The sequence below is a fragment of the Nannocystis sp. RBIL2 genome (assembly GCF_026626745.1).
Lineage (GTDB): Bacteria > Myxococcota_A > Polyangia > Nannocystales > Nannocystaceae > Nannocystis.
In genome coordinates, this window is record NZ_JAPNJW010000002.1 from 5529658 (window position 1) to 5545089 (window position 15432).

At 70.3% G+C, this 15432-nt stretch carries 14 protein-coding genes; 7 read left to right on the forward strand and 7 right to left on the reverse strand.

All coding sequences use genetic code 11. The annotated features are described in order from the left end of the window. Positions 1-50 precede the first annotated feature (50 nt). Both OV090_RS46770 and OV090_RS46775 read left to right on the forward strand, forming a co-directional pair. A complete protein-coding gene (locus OV090_RS46770) occupies positions 51-1232 on the forward strand; it encodes a hypothetical protein (RefSeq protein ID WP_267711560.1) in 1182 nt (393 codons plus the stop codon). Between the two features lie 360 nt (positions 1233-1592). Further along, positions 1593-1778 (forward strand): hypothetical protein, encoded by a 186-nt coding sequence (locus OV090_RS46775; RefSeq protein WP_267711561.1) that lies wholly within the window; start codon positions 1593-1595, stop codon positions 1776-1778. A 144-nt stretch (positions 1779-1922) separates the two neighbouring features. Here OV090_RS46775 and OV090_RS46780 read toward each other — a convergent pair whose 3' ends face one another. After that, a complete protein-coding gene (locus tag OV090_RS46780) occupies positions 1923-2468 on the reverse strand; it encodes a universal stress protein (protein ID WP_267711562.1) in 546 nt (181 codons plus the stop codon). A gap of 43 nt (positions 2469-2511) precedes the next feature. Between OV090_RS46780 and OV090_RS46785 the strand changes: the two genes are divergently transcribed. From OV090_RS46785 to OV090_RS46800, 4 genes are all read left to right on the forward strand, one after another. Beyond that, complete coding sequence (locus OV090_RS46785; RefSeq protein WP_267711563.1) at positions 2512-3816, forward strand: cytochrome P450; 1305 nt, start codon at positions 2512-2514, stop codon at positions 3814-3816. Positions 3817-3975: 159 nt separating this feature from the next. Continuing rightward, entirely contained in the window at positions 3976-4602 is a 627-nt protein-coding gene (locus OV090_RS46790) for a hypothetical protein (protein WP_267711564.1), read from the forward strand. A gap of 5 nt (positions 4603-4607) precedes the next feature. Continuing rightward, positions 4608-5186, forward strand: coding sequence for a hypothetical protein (locus OV090_RS46795; RefSeq protein ID WP_267711565.1), 579 nt, complete (start codon positions 4608-4610; stop codon positions 5184-5186). Positions 5187-5227: 41 nt separating this feature from the next. Continuing rightward, positions 5228-6082 carry a hypothetical protein gene (locus tag OV090_RS46800; RefSeq protein WP_267711566.1) on the forward strand — a complete coding sequence of 285 codons (855 nt, stop codon included), beginning with the start codon at positions 5228-5230 and terminating at the stop codon, positions 6080-6082. Here OV090_RS46800 and OV090_RS46805 read toward each other — a convergent pair. The 3 genes from OV090_RS46805 to OV090_RS46815 form a co-directional block, all read right to left on the reverse strand. Continuing rightward, positions 6079-6636: a DUF3501 family protein gene (locus OV090_RS46805; RefSeq protein WP_267711567.1), complete on the reverse strand. Its 558-nt coding sequence runs from the start codon at positions 6634-6636 to the stop codon at positions 6079-6081. The genes OV090_RS46800 and OV090_RS46805 overlap by 4 nt on opposite strands. A gap of 2 nt (positions 6637-6638) precedes the next feature. Then, complete coding sequence (locus tag OV090_RS46810; protein ID WP_267711568.1) at positions 6639-7994, reverse strand: heterodisulfide reductase-related iron-sulfur binding cluster; 1356 nt, start codon at positions 7992-7994, stop codon at positions 6639-6641. A 134-nt stretch (positions 7995-8128) separates the two neighbouring features. After that, a complete protein-coding gene (locus tag OV090_RS46815; protein WP_267711569.1) occupies positions 8129-8557 on the reverse strand; it encodes a rubrerythrin family protein in 429 nt (142 codons plus the stop codon). Positions 8558-8696: 139 nt separating this feature from the next. On the opposite strand from OV090_RS46815, the gene OV090_RS46820 reads away from it, so the two are divergent. Beyond that, positions 8697-9872, forward strand: a complete 1176-nt coding sequence (locus OV090_RS46820) for a molybdopterin-dependent oxidoreductase (RefSeq protein WP_267711570.1) — start codon at positions 8697-8699, stop codon at positions 9870-9872. A gap of 51 nt (positions 9873-9923) precedes the next feature. Here OV090_RS46820 and OV090_RS46825 read toward each other — a convergent pair whose 3' ends face one another. From OV090_RS46825 to OV090_RS46835, 3 genes are all read right to left on the reverse strand, one after another. Continuing rightward, positions 9924-10364: a hypothetical protein gene (locus OV090_RS46825; protein ID WP_267711571.1), complete on the reverse strand. Its 441-nt coding sequence runs from the start codon at positions 10362-10364 to the stop codon at positions 9924-9926. A 242-nt stretch (positions 10365-10606) separates the two neighbouring features. Next, positions 10607-11413, reverse strand: coding sequence for a hypothetical protein (locus OV090_RS46830; protein WP_267711572.1), 807 nt, complete (start codon positions 11411-11413; stop codon positions 10607-10609). 201 nt (positions 11414-11614) lie between these two features. Then, a complete protein-coding gene (locus OV090_RS46835; protein ID WP_267711573.1) occupies positions 11615-15397 on the reverse strand; it encodes a BadF/BadG/BcrA/BcrD ATPase family protein in 3783 nt (1260 codons plus the stop codon). Positions 15398-15432 lie beyond the last annotated feature (35 nt).

The following is a 15432-nucleotide window of genomic DNA, read 5'->3' on the forward strand; positions in this document are numbered from 1 at the left end:
CAGGGCCGATCGCCGGGGCCCGCGCCGGGGTTTCCGCGATATCCTGCGGCATGCTCCGCGCCGCCCTCGTCCTCGCTCTCGCGCTCGCCGGGACCGCCTGCAACGCGCCCGCGCCCGCGCCTGCCGCCAAGCCCGAGGCCGCCAAGCCGGCCCCGCCCGCGAAGGCCGAGCCCGCGCCCGCGTCCGCGCCCGCCGCGAAGGCCCGCGATCCGCTGTGTGACGCCGCCGCCGCGCCGCTCGCGGCCCTGCGCGCGCATCAGGGCGACGCGCCGATCGCCTACGCGGACACGCCGCTGCAAGCGTGGGTGAAGGCCAGCGACGCGGCGACCGGCCGTCACGACGACGCCGCGATCGCCGCGGTGCTCGTCGACACCTCCCCCGCCGGCTTCGCCTTCCTCCGCGCCCGCATCGAGGGCTCGATCGCCCAGTGGATGCGCGACCGCCTGAAGCACGCCGCCGAGGCCAAGGAGGGCCGCGACGCGGCCTGGGGAGCCGCACGCTGCGCCTGGGAGGTCGCCCTGAAGCCGCTGGCGGCCGAGGTCGCTGGCGCCGAACCCGGCCTCGCCGAGGAGATCGACGCCGCCTTCACGGCCGGCGAGGCGGCGCTGGCGAGCGGCGACCCGACCGCGATCGACAAGGCCCTGCTGCCCGGGCACGAGGTCGTCGAGAAGTCGTGGTTCCGCCTGGCGCACCGCCGGCTGACGAGCGCCCTCGCCGAGGCCAAAGAGAAGAGCGACCCGGTACCGCTGGCGCGCGCCCGCGGCGTGTTCGAGGACCTGCGCGACCGCCTGAAGGACCGTAACACCCCCGGCATCGCCGTCGTCGACATGGCCCTCACGGCCGCCCCCGACAAGGTCGACGCCGAAACGATCGAGCGCGAGATCGCCCTGGCCCTGGTCAAGCGCGCCCGCAAGTACTGCGACGAGGCCCTGACCCCCGCGGCCAAGGGCCCGCTCGGCAGCGCGGCGGCGATGGCCACCGCGGCCGAGGGCGTGGCCTACACGCGAGTTGTCCTTCCGGACATGTCCGAAAAGCTCAAAGACCAGGGCTTCGACGAGGCCGCGCACCTGCAGGCCTGGCAGAGCTACGGCGAGGCGGTCGCGGAGGGCGACGCCGACGAGGCCAAGCGGCTGAGCGCCGAGCTCGTACAATGGAACTGCGCCTACCAGCGCGCCCTGGCGATCCGCGAGTGCACGTCGTCGGCCGACGAGGTGTCGGCGAAGGCGCAGTGAGGTCGACCGAGCATGCTACCCCTGACGCGGGCGCGACGTCCAGTGCCTGCGGTCACCCGCGCCACGCGCAGCGGCGATGCGACCCGCGCAGCGGTGATGCGGCCCGCGCCGCGCCGGGTCTTTCGACCGCGTCACGCGACGTCGTCATGCGCCGTCTACGTGCCTCACGGCGGCCCTTTGCGACGTATCGTGGACCTCCCGACGGTGCCGCATCGTCATGCGACGTCGAGTGTGTCTGCAGCGACACCCATCGCGCTCGATCGGGCTCAAAAGGGCCGTTACAGCGGGATTCTCGACCATCACGGCCACATTGATGCCGCCTTGATTTGACGTTCCGGGGCCCTCGCCAATGGTTTCAGCATGCGCCACACAGGACTCGCCGCCCGCATGATTTTCGCCGAACGCTTCACGGCCGCCGTCATCGATCGGCCGTTTTACGCCGGCCTGAAGATGGTCGCCACGCGCCCGCGCGTGATCGAGCCGACCATCGTCGTGCCCGCCGAGCCCGAGCCGGCCGTGTCCGCGCCGATGCCGCGCGCCGCCTAGCCAGTCGGACCTCGGTCCGGCGCGCTGGTCGGCGCGCCGCGCGTCGCACCGTCTCTCCACCCTCACGTCTCAACCTACCTCAAAGGACATGTCCCTTGGAGCATGCGCTCAGGGCCATGTCCTTTCGCCGTCCCCGGCGCTCGCTCACTCGTGCAGCGCGGGGATCACGAGGACCGGGCAGATCGCCTCGCGGATGACGCGGTCGGCGGTGCTGCCGACGAAGAAGCGGGCCACCCGCGAGCGACCGCTCGCGGCCAGCACGATCAGGTCGGCGCCCTTCTTCTCCGACTCCTCGATGATCACGCTGACGGCCACGCCGGGCCGGGCCTCGATGACGACCTGGACCCCGCCGCAGTGGCGCTGGGCGATCACGTCGAGCGCGGCCCTGGACGTCTTCTGCGCCGCCTCGTGGACGTCGGTCAACACCTGCGACGACAGGCCGACGCTGAGGTTACCGGCGTACATCGTGCTGTAGTTGAGCGCCGGCGTGACGTGGAGGAGGATCACGGTGCCGAGGCTGGCGCGGGCGAGGTCGGCCGCGAGGACGACGCTGCGCACGGAGCTGGGCGAGAACTCGATGTACTGGCCGTCGACCTCGACCGCCTGGCCGGCGGCGATGTGCTCGTCGCTCGCCGGTGAGAAGTCGACCGGTACCAGGATCTTGGTGAAGGGGGCGCGCGCGGGAGTCATGCCCGTATTGTAGTACACCCCCCATCGGGTGGAAGGTGGACGCATGTCACGCCTCGTGCCCGGCCCGCGCATCGCCCCGCTCGCCGCCTATCGCTTCGCGGTCGACCCCTACGGCTTCTTCGCCGCGTGCCAGCGACGCTACGGCGACCCGTTCGCGTTCGACCTCGGGGGCAAGCGGCTGGTCGTCACCGGTCAGCCCGAGCTCGCCAGGGTCATCTTCACGATGGACCCGGACGCCACCCGCTCGTTCGGCACCGAACAACTCGCCGCGGTGCTCGGCCGGCACTCGCTGATCGTCGTCAGCGGCGAGCGTCACCGCCGCGACCGCAAACTGCTGACCCCGCCGTTCCACGGCGCCCGCATGCGCTCGTACGGAGCGATCATCCGCGAGGCGACGCGGCGTCACGCCGCCGCGTGGCGGGTCGGCGAGCCGTTCGTCATGCAGGCCACGACCCAGGCGATCTCGCTCGAGGTGATCGTGCGCGCGGTGTTCGGCGTCACCGACCCCGACCGTATCGCCGAGGTGGGCGCGGCGCTGGTCGGGGTGATCGAGGCCCTGCACCCGGTGCTGCTGTTCTCGCGTCACGCCCAGCGCGACCTCGGGCCGCTGACCCCGTGGCGCCGCTTCGCCGCCGCCCAGGCGCGCGCCGGGGCGCTCACGCGCTCGCAGATCGCCGCGCGCCGGGCCGAGCCGGCCGACGACATCCTCAGCCTCATGCTCGCGGTGCGCGACGAGGACGGCCGGGCGCTCGGCGACGACGAGCTCGTCGACGAGCTGCACACGCTGCTGTTCGCCGGCCACGAGACCACCGCGATCGCGCTGGCGTGGGCCTACTCGTGGCTGCTGCGCGCGCCGACGGTGTTCGCCCGGCTGCGCGCCGAGTTGGTCGCGCTCGGCCCGGACCCCGACTACGAGGCCGTCGCGGCCCTGCCGTACCTCGACGCGGTGTGCCACGAGGTCCTGCGCCTGTGGCCGATCCTTCCCATGGCGCCGCGCACCCTCGTGCGGCCGCTGCGGCTCGGACCCTACGAGCTGCCGCCGGGCACCGGGATCGCAGTGGGCACCGCGCTGCTCCACCAGGACCCGACGCTCTACCCCGACCCACACGTGTTCCGGCCCGAGCGGTTCCTCGGCCGCAAGGTCTCGCCGTTCGAGTTTACGCCGTTCGGCGGCGGCCACCGGCGCTGCATCGGCGCCGCCTTCGCCCTCTACGAGATGAAGCAGGCCCTCGCGGTGCTGGTGCCCGAGTACGACCTGCGGCTGGTCGACACCACGCCGCCGCGGCCGGTCCGGCGCAACCTCTCGCTCGGCCCCGCGGGCGGCGTGCACGTCGTGCGGGCCTCCTGACCGGCGCCCCTACCCGCGCGCCCGGCCCCGGCGTATCCTGAGCGGCGATGGAAGACCGACCCCGATCTCCTCGCTCCTCGCGACCTGCTCGCGCGCCGCGGTCGGGCGATCTTTAAAATGTCTTTTAGGGCATGTCCTTGAGCACAGGAACTAAAGTATATGGATCAGCGTAGCAAGATCCCCGGGCTCGCCCTGTTGGCCCTGAGCTTCACCCAGTGTACCGGCCGCGAGCCGGCGCCCGACCCGATCATCGGCGACTGGCGGGCGATCCAGGTCGACGGTGAGAAGCACCCCCATTCTCACCCCTATGACGCGCAAACGCTGGTCGGCGAGCAGCTCCGCATCGGCGACGACCTCGCCGGCGAGCTGGCCCTCTACCAGCAGGGCGAGTACAACGGCCTCGAGTACGACGCCGAGCGAGTGTCCGACCTGGTGGTCGACGCCTCGGAGGCGCCGAAGTACCGCATCGAGGTCGCGCACGACTTCTTCGAGGTCGGGCAGGAGCCCTACGAGCCGCCCTACTACGACGTCGGGGGCTACGACGACACCGGCGACGCCGACACCGGCGCCGACACCGGCACCGACGACACCGGCGCGCCCGCGGAGGAGGGCGACGACCTCGCGGGTCTGCGGCCGCTGAAGCTGCCGAGCGCTCCGGAGCTGGCGCCCGGGAGCACCGCGTTCGCCTGCACCCTCGAGCGCGACACCTTGACCTGCGACCGCGAGGACGCGGACCAGCTCAAGCACTGGGTGTTCACCCGCATCCGCCCGGAAGACGAGGTCTGAGCGCCATGCATCACCGCAACCGCATCCCCGTGCTCGCCCTCATGGGCCTCCACTTCACCGGCTGCACCGGCGACGACGACAAGCCGAACCCGATCGTCGGCGACTGGGGCGCCGTCCAGCTCGAGGGCGAGAAGCTGCCCATCATGGAGTCCGAGGGCCCCTACTCGGCCGTCTACGGCCTGCGAATGAACATCGAGGACGACCTCGTCGGCGCTTTCGAGTACTACGGCGTGCTCGACTACGACAGCTACGAGTACCGTCACTCGTACGGCTCGGAGCTGATCGTCGACGACAGCGCGGCGCCGAAGTACCGCATCGAGGTGCAGAAGGACTTCCTCAGCGGTGGCGACGTGGACTACTCCGACTCGGTCGGCACCGCAGTCACCTCCGACGGCTATGACGGCGGCTACCTCGGCGACGACTCGCCGACGGTCGACCTGGCCGCGCCGGGCCGGCCGATCGTCGCACCGGCGGAGCTGGTCCTCACCTGCACTTTGGACCAGGACCTCCTGACCTGCAGCAGCGAAGGCGTAGAGTCGCTGGTCTTCAAGCGCCAGGTGCCGGTGGCGCCCGAAAAGGGCTGACGCTGGCCCGCGGCCGCGCGCGATGCTAACTCGCGCGCACGATGCCCAAGCTGCACCACGAGGCGCTCGTCCAGTTGGTCCGTCACGCCCCGGCGCTGATCCCCGACCTGCTGTGGCCCGGCGAGCGCTCGCCCGGACCGGTGCGGATCACCGCCGCCGAGTTCGTCGACCTCAACTTCGCCGAGCACCGCGCGGACGTCGTGCTCGGCCTCGGCGGCGCGCAGGACCGGCCCGACGAGGCGCTGGTGGTCGAGGTCCAGGTCGAGCGCGACCCTCGCAAGCGCTGGACCTGGCCCGTCTACGTCGCCGGCCTGCGCGCGCGCCTCGGCTGCCCCGTCACCCTCGTGGTCGTGTCGCTCGACCCCGAGGTGGCCCGCTGGTGCGCCGAGCCGATCGACCTCGGCCGGCGCCGCACCACCGTCCATCCGTGGGTGCTCGGGCCCGAGGCGGTGCCGGCGATCACCGACCTCGAGCGGGCGCGCGAGCTGCCCGAGCTGGCGGTGCTGTCGGTCGCGGCCCACGCCGACGACCCCGGCGCCGAGCACATCGCCCTCGTCGCCCTCGAGGCCACCCGCGAGCTCGACGACCAGCGGGGGATCCTCTATCCTGACTTCGTCGTCGCCCTCCTGGGCCGCGTGGCCCGCACCGCGCTGGAGAAGCTCCTCATGGCCAACGGAAGCTGGGAACCGCTGAGTGACATGTTCCGCAAACCCTGGCTCGAGGGCAAGGCCAAGGGCAAGGCCGACATGCTGCTCAAGCTGCTGCTGCTCAAGGGCTTCGCCCTGAGCGACGAGCAGCGCGCCCGGGTCCTCGACTGCGGCGACGAGGCCCAGCTCGACGCGTGGGCCGCTCGCGTGTTGACTGCGACGCGCCTCGACGAGGTGTTCGCCGACTAGTCGCCGAGGTCGGCGCTCAGGGCCTCGCGCTGCTCCGCGGTCAGGGCCGTCTCGCCGACCAATTCGCCGGCGAAGTCGACCCCGCAGGCGACCGGCGCGGCGCCCTGGACGGCGAACTTCAGGTACTGCACCGACGACAGCCGCCGCTCGCTGACCTGGCGCGGGTCCCAGGCCGCGCGGATGTGCCGGCCGTCCGCGCCGACCAGGTACAGGTGCTGCGGCAGCGCCTGCCAGCGCGCCAGCTTGAGGTCGCGCTCCGCCGGGTCGTCGAAGCCGATCAGCACGGTCACCCCGATGTCGCCGCCGTGGCCGAGCAGCTCGTTGTAGGTCTCGATCTCGTGGAGGATGTCGCGCTCGCGGACGATCTGCTCGACGCGCATCATCTCCTGGATCTGGTAGCGGATGGTCTCGTGGTTCTCGAACAGGAAGGTCAGGCAGTCGGCGACCACCACCCGGCGCAGCCGCTTGGCCGCCAGCGCGGCCTCGCGGTGCTGCGCCCGCTGCTCGGCGTAGGTCACGTAATCGACGATCTCGGCGCGCTGGACCGCTCGCATGGTCACTCTTCCTTCGTCTCGTCGGTCTCGCCGGGGCCGAAGCTGTCGCCGCGGTAGGCGCGGGCCAGCAGCGACATCGGGTGCAGCGGGCGGGTCCCCGCGTGCTGTTCGAACTGGAGCGCGGCCAGCGGGCAGTCGGTCACCCACGTCGTGGCCTCCGCCCCGTGCATGCCCTCGAACGCCTTCTTGCCGATCCGCTGCGACGGCTCGAAGCCCTCGACGCGCATCGCGTAGGTGCCGTCGTGGCCGCAGCACTCGGTCACCGTCGTGACCTGGACCCCGGGCAGCCGCTTGATCAGGTCGCGGCCCTTGAAGCCGACCGCCTGGGCGCGCAGGTGGCACGGCGTGTGGTAGGCGATCTGGCCGTGCGGGCTGCTCTCGAACGCGCCGGCGAACCGCGGCTGGCGGCGGATCGACCACAGGAACTCGCTCGGGTCCATGACCGCGGCTGCGAGCTTGGCGGCTCGCTCACGATCTGTCCCTTCGAGCAGGCCCGGGTACTCGCGGCGCAGCATCATCGAGCAGGTCGGATTGATCGCCAGCACCTTGGCGCCGCGCTCGACGAACGGCATGAGCACGTCGAGGTTCTTGCGGGCGTTCTTGCGCAGCGACGCCAGGTCGCCGTGCTCCCACGCCGGCATCCCGCAGCAGCGCAGGCCGGCGGCGCAGCGCAGGTCGACCCCGTTGCGCGCCATCACCTCGCAGGTGTCCTTGCCGATCTGCGGCTCGTTGTGCTCGACGTAACAGGTCTGGAACAGCACCGCCTCGCCGCCGGGCTCCTCGGCGATCTTGCCCGACTGGTCGGCCCACTGCTCGAAGCCCTGCGGCGCGAACTCCGGCAGCAGCTTGTCGCGGTGGATCCCCAGCACCTTCTCCATGAACCACCGGTGCAGCTTCACCTGGTTCAAGGTGTTGACCGCGCCGAGGCTGGCGCGCGCCAGCTTGCCGGTCAGGTCCGGGTCACCGAGGAACTTGTCGCCAAGGCTCGTGCCCTCCTCGCGGGCGCGGATCGCCTGGTGGCGATGGACCAGCCTGGGGAAGTCGAGCTGGAACTCGTGCTTGTCGCGCGGCGTGTACGGGCACTGGACCTCGCACAGCTTGCACTGGAAGCAGGCGTCCATCACCCGGTGCGTCTCCTCGGCGCCCAGCTTGGTGACGTCGCCGTCGTGCTTCTTGTCGAGCAGCTCGAACAGGGTCGGGAACGCGTCGCAGTACTTGAAGCACATGCGGCAGCCGTGGCAGATCTCGAACGCGCGCGTGACCTCCTTGGCCAGCGCGGACCTGTCCCAATAGACAGGTTCACTCGGATCGTAGGACAGCCCGTCGGTCGGCTTGTACGAGATCGGCCCCTGGCTCATGGCGCTCTGCGGTGCGGGAGTCGGTGGAGCGGCCCGGGGCCGCAGCGTTCAGCTGGCCTCGCAGACATGTCCGTTCGAACATGTCCGCAAGGCCCTGTCGTTCTGCGCACCGCCGAGGGCGGCGCGCGCGCGGCTCAGAACTCGATGACGTCGAGGGCCTTCTGGAACCGGCCGGCGTGCGAGCGCTCGGCCCGCGCCAGGGTCTCGAACCAGTCGGCGATGTCCTCGAAGCCCTCTTCGCGGGCGGTGCGCGCCATGCCCGGGTACATGTCCGTGTACTCGTGGGTCTCGCCGGCGACCGCGGCCTTGAGGTTGTTGGAGGTGTCGCCGATCGGCAGGCCGGTGGCGGGGTCGCCGACCTTGCGGAGGTAGTCGAGGTGGCCGTGCGCGTGGCCCGTCTCGCCCTCGGCGGTGTCGCGGAACAGGCCGGCGATGTCGGGGTGACCCTCGACGTCGGCCTGCTTGGCGAAATACAGGTAGCGGCGATTGGCCTGCGACTCGCCGGCGAACGCGTCCTTGAGGTTCTGGTGGGTCTTCGTGCCGTTCAGCTTCTGCGCGCTCATGTGGAGGATGCTCCTGCGTGGATCGGTGCGCACCCCTTTTACCACGGCGGCCGTGTCCTTGGACACATGCCCGGACGCTCGTCGCGTCGCCCGCTGCGTTGCTCGCGGGCGGGGGCCGGGCTAGCGTGACGGCGTTCCGATGACGGACGGCGACACTCTCCGCGTACACGACTTCCCCGAAGCCACCGAAGCGCTCGCGCCGGAGGGGGCTTCGCTCGAGCTGCGGCCTGTCGACGGCATGCCGACCTGGTTCGGCCGCCGGCTCGCGCGCGCGCTGCTGCGACTGGTGAGCATGGAGGAGAACAAGCCTGCCCAGCTGTCCCAGATCGTCACACCCACCTCCGGTTACTTTCGCCGCGACCGCCACGTCCACCCGGCCGTCGACCCCGAGACCTACCGCCTGCAGATCACCGGCGTCGCGACCCCGCGCGTGCTGACCCTGCCCGAGCTGCTCGCCCTGCCCCGCGAGACCCGCGTGTGCGTGCAGGAGTGCGCCGGCAACGGCAACCACCTCCAGGGCTCGGCCGGCCTGTGCGGTCAGGCCGTGTGGGAGGGCCCGAGCTTCGCCAGCCTGCTCGAGCTGTGCGGCGGGCCGGGGCCGGCCACCCACTTCGCCTGCCACGGCCTCGACGACCTCGGTCTCCTCAAGCGCGGCTACCACTACGGGCTGTCGCTCGACGAGCTCACGCGCGCGCGGGCGATCGTCGCCGTGACGATGAACGGCGAGCCGCTGTCGCGCCGCCACGGCTTCCCGTCGCGCCTCATCGTGCCGCGCATCTACTCGATGTCGCACGTCAAGTGGCTCAGCCACATCGAGGGCAAGACGAGCCCGCACATGGGCATCCACAACCGCTTCGTGTTCACCAACAAGGAGCGGCGCGGCGGCAAGTGGGTGCGCGTGCAGGCGCGCTGGATCGGCCTCAAGTCGATCATCTCCGACTGCCGCGCGGCCCAGGGCGGCGGCTGGCTGCTGCTCGGCGCGGCGTGGGGCGGCGAGCGCCCGGTCGCCGCCGTCGAGGTCAGCACCGACGGCGGCCTGTCGTGGCAGCCCGCCCGCCTGCAGCCGATCCGCGAGCAGGTCGCCCGCGACGCCCGCCTCGCCTCCGGCGAGGTCGACGGCGCCTGGTCGGTGTTCCAGTTCCACTGGCAGCCGCCCGGCCCCGGCACCTACAAGATCGGCGCGCGCGCGATCGACGAGGACGGCAACGTCCAGGCCCTCGACAACGACCCCGACGTCCATGGCCATTTTAACCAGACCCGCGTCAAGTGGCGCATGGTCGCGGTGCCCGAGAACCGCCTACCGGCTGGCGCTTGAGACATGTACCGGAGGGCATGCTCTTTCGGACATGCCCGATCAGACGGCTCATTATAGGCTGGTCGTGCCGATGAACAGGCCGAACTGCGGCATCGGGGCGTACTCGCGGTGGCCGATGTCCCAGCCGAGCCGGACCAGGCCGCCGAAGTGCCAGCGGCCCGACTCGAAGCGCACCGCGACCCGCGTCTCCGCCTCGACCACCGGGCTGAGCGGCCACACGAACGCCGCGCCGCCGCCGACTGCTACCAGTCCCCGTCGGTTGCGACCGAAGCTGCGCATGCCGGTGACGTGGTGGCGGTGCGCCACGGGGATCGCCCCCTCGCCGAAGTAACGCTCCGCCCCGCCGAGCGACAGGCCGATCTGATAGCCCACGGCCCACGGACCCCGCGTGCGCCCGCCGAGGAACACGGTCGCGGGGCTGAACGAGGGGATCGGGCTGATGCCGAGGTTCAGCCCGATCCACCAGGCGTAGACGAACCGCCCGCGCTGCACGGCCGCAGGGTCCGGCGTCGGCGCGGCGTGAACCACGGGGGTCGTCGCGGCTGCGGGCGCGCTCGGCCGTGAATCCGCCGGCAACGGCTCACCCGGCTGCCCGCTCGCGGACGCCGGCGAAGCCGCAGGCGCCGGTACGACCGCCGCCTCGGTCGACTCGTTCGCAGGTGCTGCGGGCGGCGTCGCCACCTCCACCGATTCGGCCGGCCCGACGAGCAACCGGGCCGCCAAGACCACGGCGCTCACGCCGACCTCCGGCGCCGGCCGGCCAGCCACAGCAACGGTCCCACGACCCACAGCGCGTGCCAGGGTCCCGGCTCGGCGACGGCGCACAGCACCAACACCGCCTGGTTGAAGCGGATCTCCTCGACCCTGACCGCCTCGCCGCGGGTGCCGTCGACCGCGACCGGAGTCAGCGTGATCGGGCCGTCGGTCTCGGGGAAATCGTCGACGAAGGAGAGGGTCTTTTGGGTGACCGGAAGGACATGTCCTTCGGGATAGGCGAGCTCGATGCGCCCGCCCTCGCGCAGGTAGGCGGCGTCGAGGTCCGCGAGCTCGAGGTCGAGCCGGTCGCCGCTGCTGCACGGGAAGTCGGACTGACGGTCGAGCCCGATGGCCGCGACGCGCACCGTCTCGGGAGCCGCGGCTGGACCCTCCCGGGTGGTGAAGCTCTGCTCGCTGGAGGCGCAGCCGTTCACGTAGGTGTGGTCGGGCCACAGCGGCTCGCGCGGGACCAGCTCGACGATCCGGCCGTGGTGGCCCTCTCGCGTGCACTCCGAGCTCTGCACGCGATCGACCTCCACCGTGTGCGCCTCGGAGGCGAAGCTGCACGGCACGAGCTCGGAGTAGCAGCTGAAGAACTGCCACAAGCGGGCGTCGACCGGCACCGGCTCCGCGGGCGCGCTGACGGTCCAGTCGTCCTCGCCGTCGCCGTCGCCGTCGGTCTCACCCAGGACTTCGGACCCGCCGCCGCTCCACCACGGGCCGCCGCCGCACGACAGCGCGTCCGCGGGCCGGGCGGCGTACAGGACGCCCAGCGCTACCACCATCGACGTCAACCATAACACATCCAGGGTGACACGCGACCTCCGAGCCGTCAACGCGTCGCCGGCGATGGACACAAACCTGGCCCGCAGGACAGGCTCTCCAGATCTCGCTCGACGCGCTCGGGCCCCGTCATCCGCCCGACCCACGCAAAAAGCGACGACCTCCGCGCGGGAGGTCGTCGCAACGCTTACCTGTCCTTCAGGTCAGCCCTTCTTGTCGAGGTGCGCGCCGGCCGGCACACCGCCGGCGGTCGGGCGCGGCAGCAGGCCGGCCGCCTGCAGCACCACGTCGGGCTTTTGCGCCTGCTCGGCCGCCAGGCGCTCCTGGGCCGACTCGATGCGGCGCAGCAGCTCGGCCTGGTACTCCTCGAGGCGCTCCTGCACGCGCTGCTTCTTGGCCAGCTGGCGGCGCATGTCCTCCTGGTAGCGCTTGAGGAAGTAGCCGATGGTCTCGATGCGGATCTTGATCGACCCGGTCGGCTTGTTCTCGTCGATGTCCTTGAACGAGAAGTACGGCGTGCCGGAGTTCTCGATGATCTCCTCGATCACCGTGTAGATCGGCGCGTCGTGGCCGCACTTGAAGCTCGACAGCTCGAGCGCGACCAGGTTGGGGTGGCGCGCCGTGAACTTGGCGGCCCACACCTTCTGGTTGGTGTTCTCGCTGTAGCTGTTCTTCCACACGTCGGTGATGTCGAACGGGTCCTTGATGAAGCCCGCGTCGATGTCCGGCTGGAACAGCGGCTGGACGATGTCCTCGTCGAGCGGCAGCGACTGCACGGTGAAGATCGGGTAGCCGAGCTTCTGCAGCTCGTCCGGGATCTCGTGGTTCATGCCCGGGTCGTTGTGGTACGGGCGGGCCAGCAGGACCACGCCGATCCGCTGCTCCTGCTCGAGCCACTTCAGCACCTTGCGCCCGTCGGCGCGGTGGCCGACGAAGAAGCCGTCCTGGGCCTTGAACGCCTCCTCGACCGCGCGGGCGTTCTCCTCCTCGGACAGCCCGAGCACGTCCTTGAAGTACTCGAACATCTGCTTCTTGCACAGCTTGCGCTCGGCCATCTGCACGAACGGCACGACCAGCTTGATGCCCTTCTGGGCGAACACGTCGGCCTCCTTGATGAAGGCGGCCTTGGTCGTGTCGGCCGAGCCGACCACCGTCGGGCACGCGCGCGAGCCGACCGTGCCCGACAGCCAGGTCTCCATCGAGTCGACCTGCGGGAACACGATCACGTCGAGCGGGCGCTTCTTGTGCTTGGTCTCGACCAGGTTGTGCATGTGGGCGATGCACACCTTCGACGGGAAGCACGGGTCGATCGCGCCGCGCTTGGCGCCCTCCTTGTAGAGCTCCTCGGAGGTGAAGTCGGAATAGACGATGTTCCTCGCCGGGACCCCGAGCGCCTCGAAGTAGGCGCTGAAGAACGGGTTCTGCGAGTACTGGTTCAGCACCCGCGGGATGCCGATCCGCAGCGTCGCCCGCTTCTTCATCAGCGCGATCCGCTGCTGCTGGGCGGCCAGCGTCTCGCGCGTGACCGCGGCCAGCGGCGCGGCCTTGCCGACCTTCTCCGCGACCTTCTCGAGCGTGCCCGCGGCCTTGCCGAGCAGCTCGGCGACCTTCGGGCTGCGGTTCAGCTTGCGCAGCAGGCCGTCGACCTTGTCCTGGTGCTCCGCCAGCTGCGGCGGCAGGTCGAGGTGCTCGCTCAGGCCGAGGCCGACGTCGTCGATGCTGTCGGCCACGTTGGGCGGGTTCTGGGCGTCCCAGATGTCCTTCGCGGCCTTGGCGGCGAGGTTCGGGTAGTTCTTCTTGAGCTGGTCGAGGCCGCCCTTGATCTTCTTCATCGAGTCGAGGTCTTCGACCTCGCCCTTCTCGCAGGTGGCGATGATCAGCCGCTTGGTGCCGACGGCCTCGTCGGGCTTGTCCTCGCGCTTGCGGATCTTCAGCAGCTGACCCAGCGCCATCCGCTTCTCGGCCTCCTGCTGCTTCATCTCGAGGTCGACGTCGATGAAGGTGCGCAGGCACTTGTTCTTGCAGAAGTAGCAGCGGGTGCTCTCGTCGCGCCGCTGCGAGAAGTCGATGCTGGCGACCTTGTCGATGCCGATCCACTCGGTCGTGTGCTCGAGCTGCTGAACCATGCGCCGCACCTCGAGCGCCGCGCCGATCGCCCCCGACTCGCCGCAGTGCTGGTGGACGATGACCTGCGCCTCGGTGCCCTTCGACTTGAAGCGCTCCTGGATGAAGTCGACCTGGGCCTTGACCGCGGCGAGGTTGTGCTGGGTGCCGCCCTGGAGGATGAACTTGCTGCCGAGCTTGGCGAGGTTGGGGATCTGGCTGACGTACAACCAGATGTTCTTGGGCAGCACGGCGGCGAGGCCGGCCATGATCTCCTCGGGGGCCCAGCCCTGACGCTGGAAGTCGACGATGTCGGACTGCATGAACACGGCGCAGCCGTAGCCGAAGGTCGGCATCGCCTGGGCGCCGAAGGCCCGCTGGGCGTACTGCTTGACGTCGATGCCGAAGCCCTCGGCCGTGCTCTGCAGGAAGTAGCCGTTGCCGGCCGAGCACTGGGTGTTGAGCTTGAAGTCCTTCACCTTCCCGTTCTTCAGGATGATGATCTTGATGTCCTGCCCGCCGACGTCGCACACGACGTCGACGTTGTCGTAGAAGTGCAGCGCGCTCTCGCAGTGCGCCACGGTCTCGACGATCGCCGCGTCGGCGCGCAGGGTGTCGCGCAGGATGTCCTTGGCGTAGCCGGTGGTGCCGACGCCGAGCACGGTCAGGGTGCAGCCTGCCCCCTCGACCTGCTGGCGCAGGTCGGCCAGCAGCTCCTTGGTGTCGACGATCGGGTTGCCCTTCGAGAGCTGGTAGACCTTGCGGATCACCTCGCCCTGCTCGTTGAGCATGACTGCCTTCGACGAGGTCGAGCCGCCGTCGATGCCGATGAATACCCGCACGTCCTCGCCCGGGGTGAACTCCTTCGGCACGAACTTCGGCGGCCGGTACTTGGTCATGAACTCTTCGAGGTCGGCCTCGTCCTTCGACAAGCCCGCCGCGCCGGCCTTCTTCTTCTCGAGCAGGCGGCCCTCGGTGAGGTACCAGTGCAGCTTCTCGGTGCCCTGATAGACGCCGACGCGCTCGTCCTCGTCCTTGCCGAACTCGACCGCGCCCATCGCCGCGTAGTACTGGGCGTTCTGCGGCACGATGATGAGGTCGGCCGGGTCGACGCCCTCCGGCAGCGGCACGTTGCGCTCGTGCCAGATCGGCGGGATGTTGGCCTTCCACGCCTCGACCATGCCCTTGATGTACGTGTTCGGGCCGCCGAGCAGCAGCACGTGCGGCATCAGGGTGTGGCCGCGCGTCAGCACCGACAGGTTCTGCTGCACGATCGCCTCGAACAGCGACGCCATCAGCTCGTCGGCCGGCACGCCGAGCTTCTGCAGGCCGTTGACGTCGGTCTCGGCGAACACGCCGCACTTGCCGGCCACGGGGTGCAGCTTGTGGCCGACGTAGCCCTGCTGGCACAGCAGGTCGGCCGGGATCTTCAGCTTCGCGTTGATCTTGTCGATCACCGCCCCGGTCCCGCCGGCGCACTTGTCGTTCATCGACGGGATCTTCTTCTTGCGGCCGGTCTCCGGGTCGGGCTTGAAGATGATGATCTTGGCGTCCTGGCCGCCGAGCTCGATGACCGAGTTGACCTCGGGGTGCAGCTTCTCGACCGCCAGCGAGACGGCGTTGACCTCCTGCACGAACTTGGCGCCGACCCACCGGCCGACGGTCGCGCCGCCCGAGCCGGTGATGAACATTCGCGCGTTGCCGCGGAGGTCGCCGACGGCCTCCTCGATCTCCTTGAACATCTTCAGCGCGCGGTCGGCCTGCTTGCTCTCGTGGCGCTGGTAGTCCTTCCACACGATCGTGTCCGTGGCCGCCTCGACGACGACTGCCTTGACCGTGGTCGACCCGAGATCGACGCCGACGATGTACTTGAGCTGGGACATGTTCTGAAGTTCCTGTTCCTGAAGACCTGGCGAGA

Coding starts and splice junctions, on each gene's coding strand:
- OV090_RS46770 (WP_267711560.1), top strand. CDS start 51: ATGCTCCGCGCCGCCCTCGTCCTCGCTCTCGCGCTCGCCGGGACCGCC.
- OV090_RS46775 (WP_267711561.1), top strand. CDS start 1,593: ATGCGCCACACAGGACTCGCCGCCCGCATGATTTTCGCCGAACGCTTC.
- OV090_RS46780 (WP_267711562.1), bottom strand. CDS start 2,468: ATGACTCCCGCGCGCGCCCCCTTCACCAAGATCCTGGTACCGGTCGAC.
- OV090_RS46785 (WP_267711563.1), top strand. CDS start 2,512: ATGTCACGCCTCGTGCCCGGCCCGCGCATCGCCCCGCTCGCCGCCTAT.
- OV090_RS46790 (WP_267711564.1), top strand. CDS start 3,976: ATGGATCAGCGTAGCAAGATCCCCGGGCTCGCCCTGTTGGCCCTGAGC.
- OV090_RS46795 (WP_267711565.1), top strand. CDS start 4,608: ATGCATCACCGCAACCGCATCCCCGTGCTCGCCCTCATGGGCCTCCAC.
- OV090_RS46800 (WP_267711566.1), top strand. CDS start 5,228: ATGCCCAAGCTGCACCACGAGGCGCTCGTCCAGTTGGTCCGTCACGCC.
- OV090_RS46805 (WP_267711567.1), bottom strand. CDS start 6,636: ATGCGAGCGGTCCAGCGCGCCGAGATCGTCGATTACGTGACCTACGCC.
- OV090_RS46810 (WP_267711568.1), bottom strand. CDS start 7,994: ATGAGCCAGGGGCCGATCTCGTACAAGCCGACCGACGGGCTGTCCTAC.
- OV090_RS46815 (WP_267711569.1), bottom strand. CDS start 8,557: ATGAGCGCGCAGAAGCTGAACGGCACGAAGACCCACCAGAACCTCAAG.
- OV090_RS46820 (WP_267711570.1), top strand. CDS start 8,697: ATGACGGACGGCGACACTCTCCGCGTACACGACTTCCCCGAAGCCACC.
- OV090_RS46830 (WP_267711572.1), bottom strand. CDS start 11,413: ATGGTGGTAGCGCTGGGCGTCCTGTACGCCGCCCGGCCCGCGGACGCG.
- OV090_RS46835 (WP_267711573.1), bottom strand. CDS start 15,397: ATGTCCCAGCTCAAGTACATCGTCGGCGTCGATCTCGGGTCGACCACG.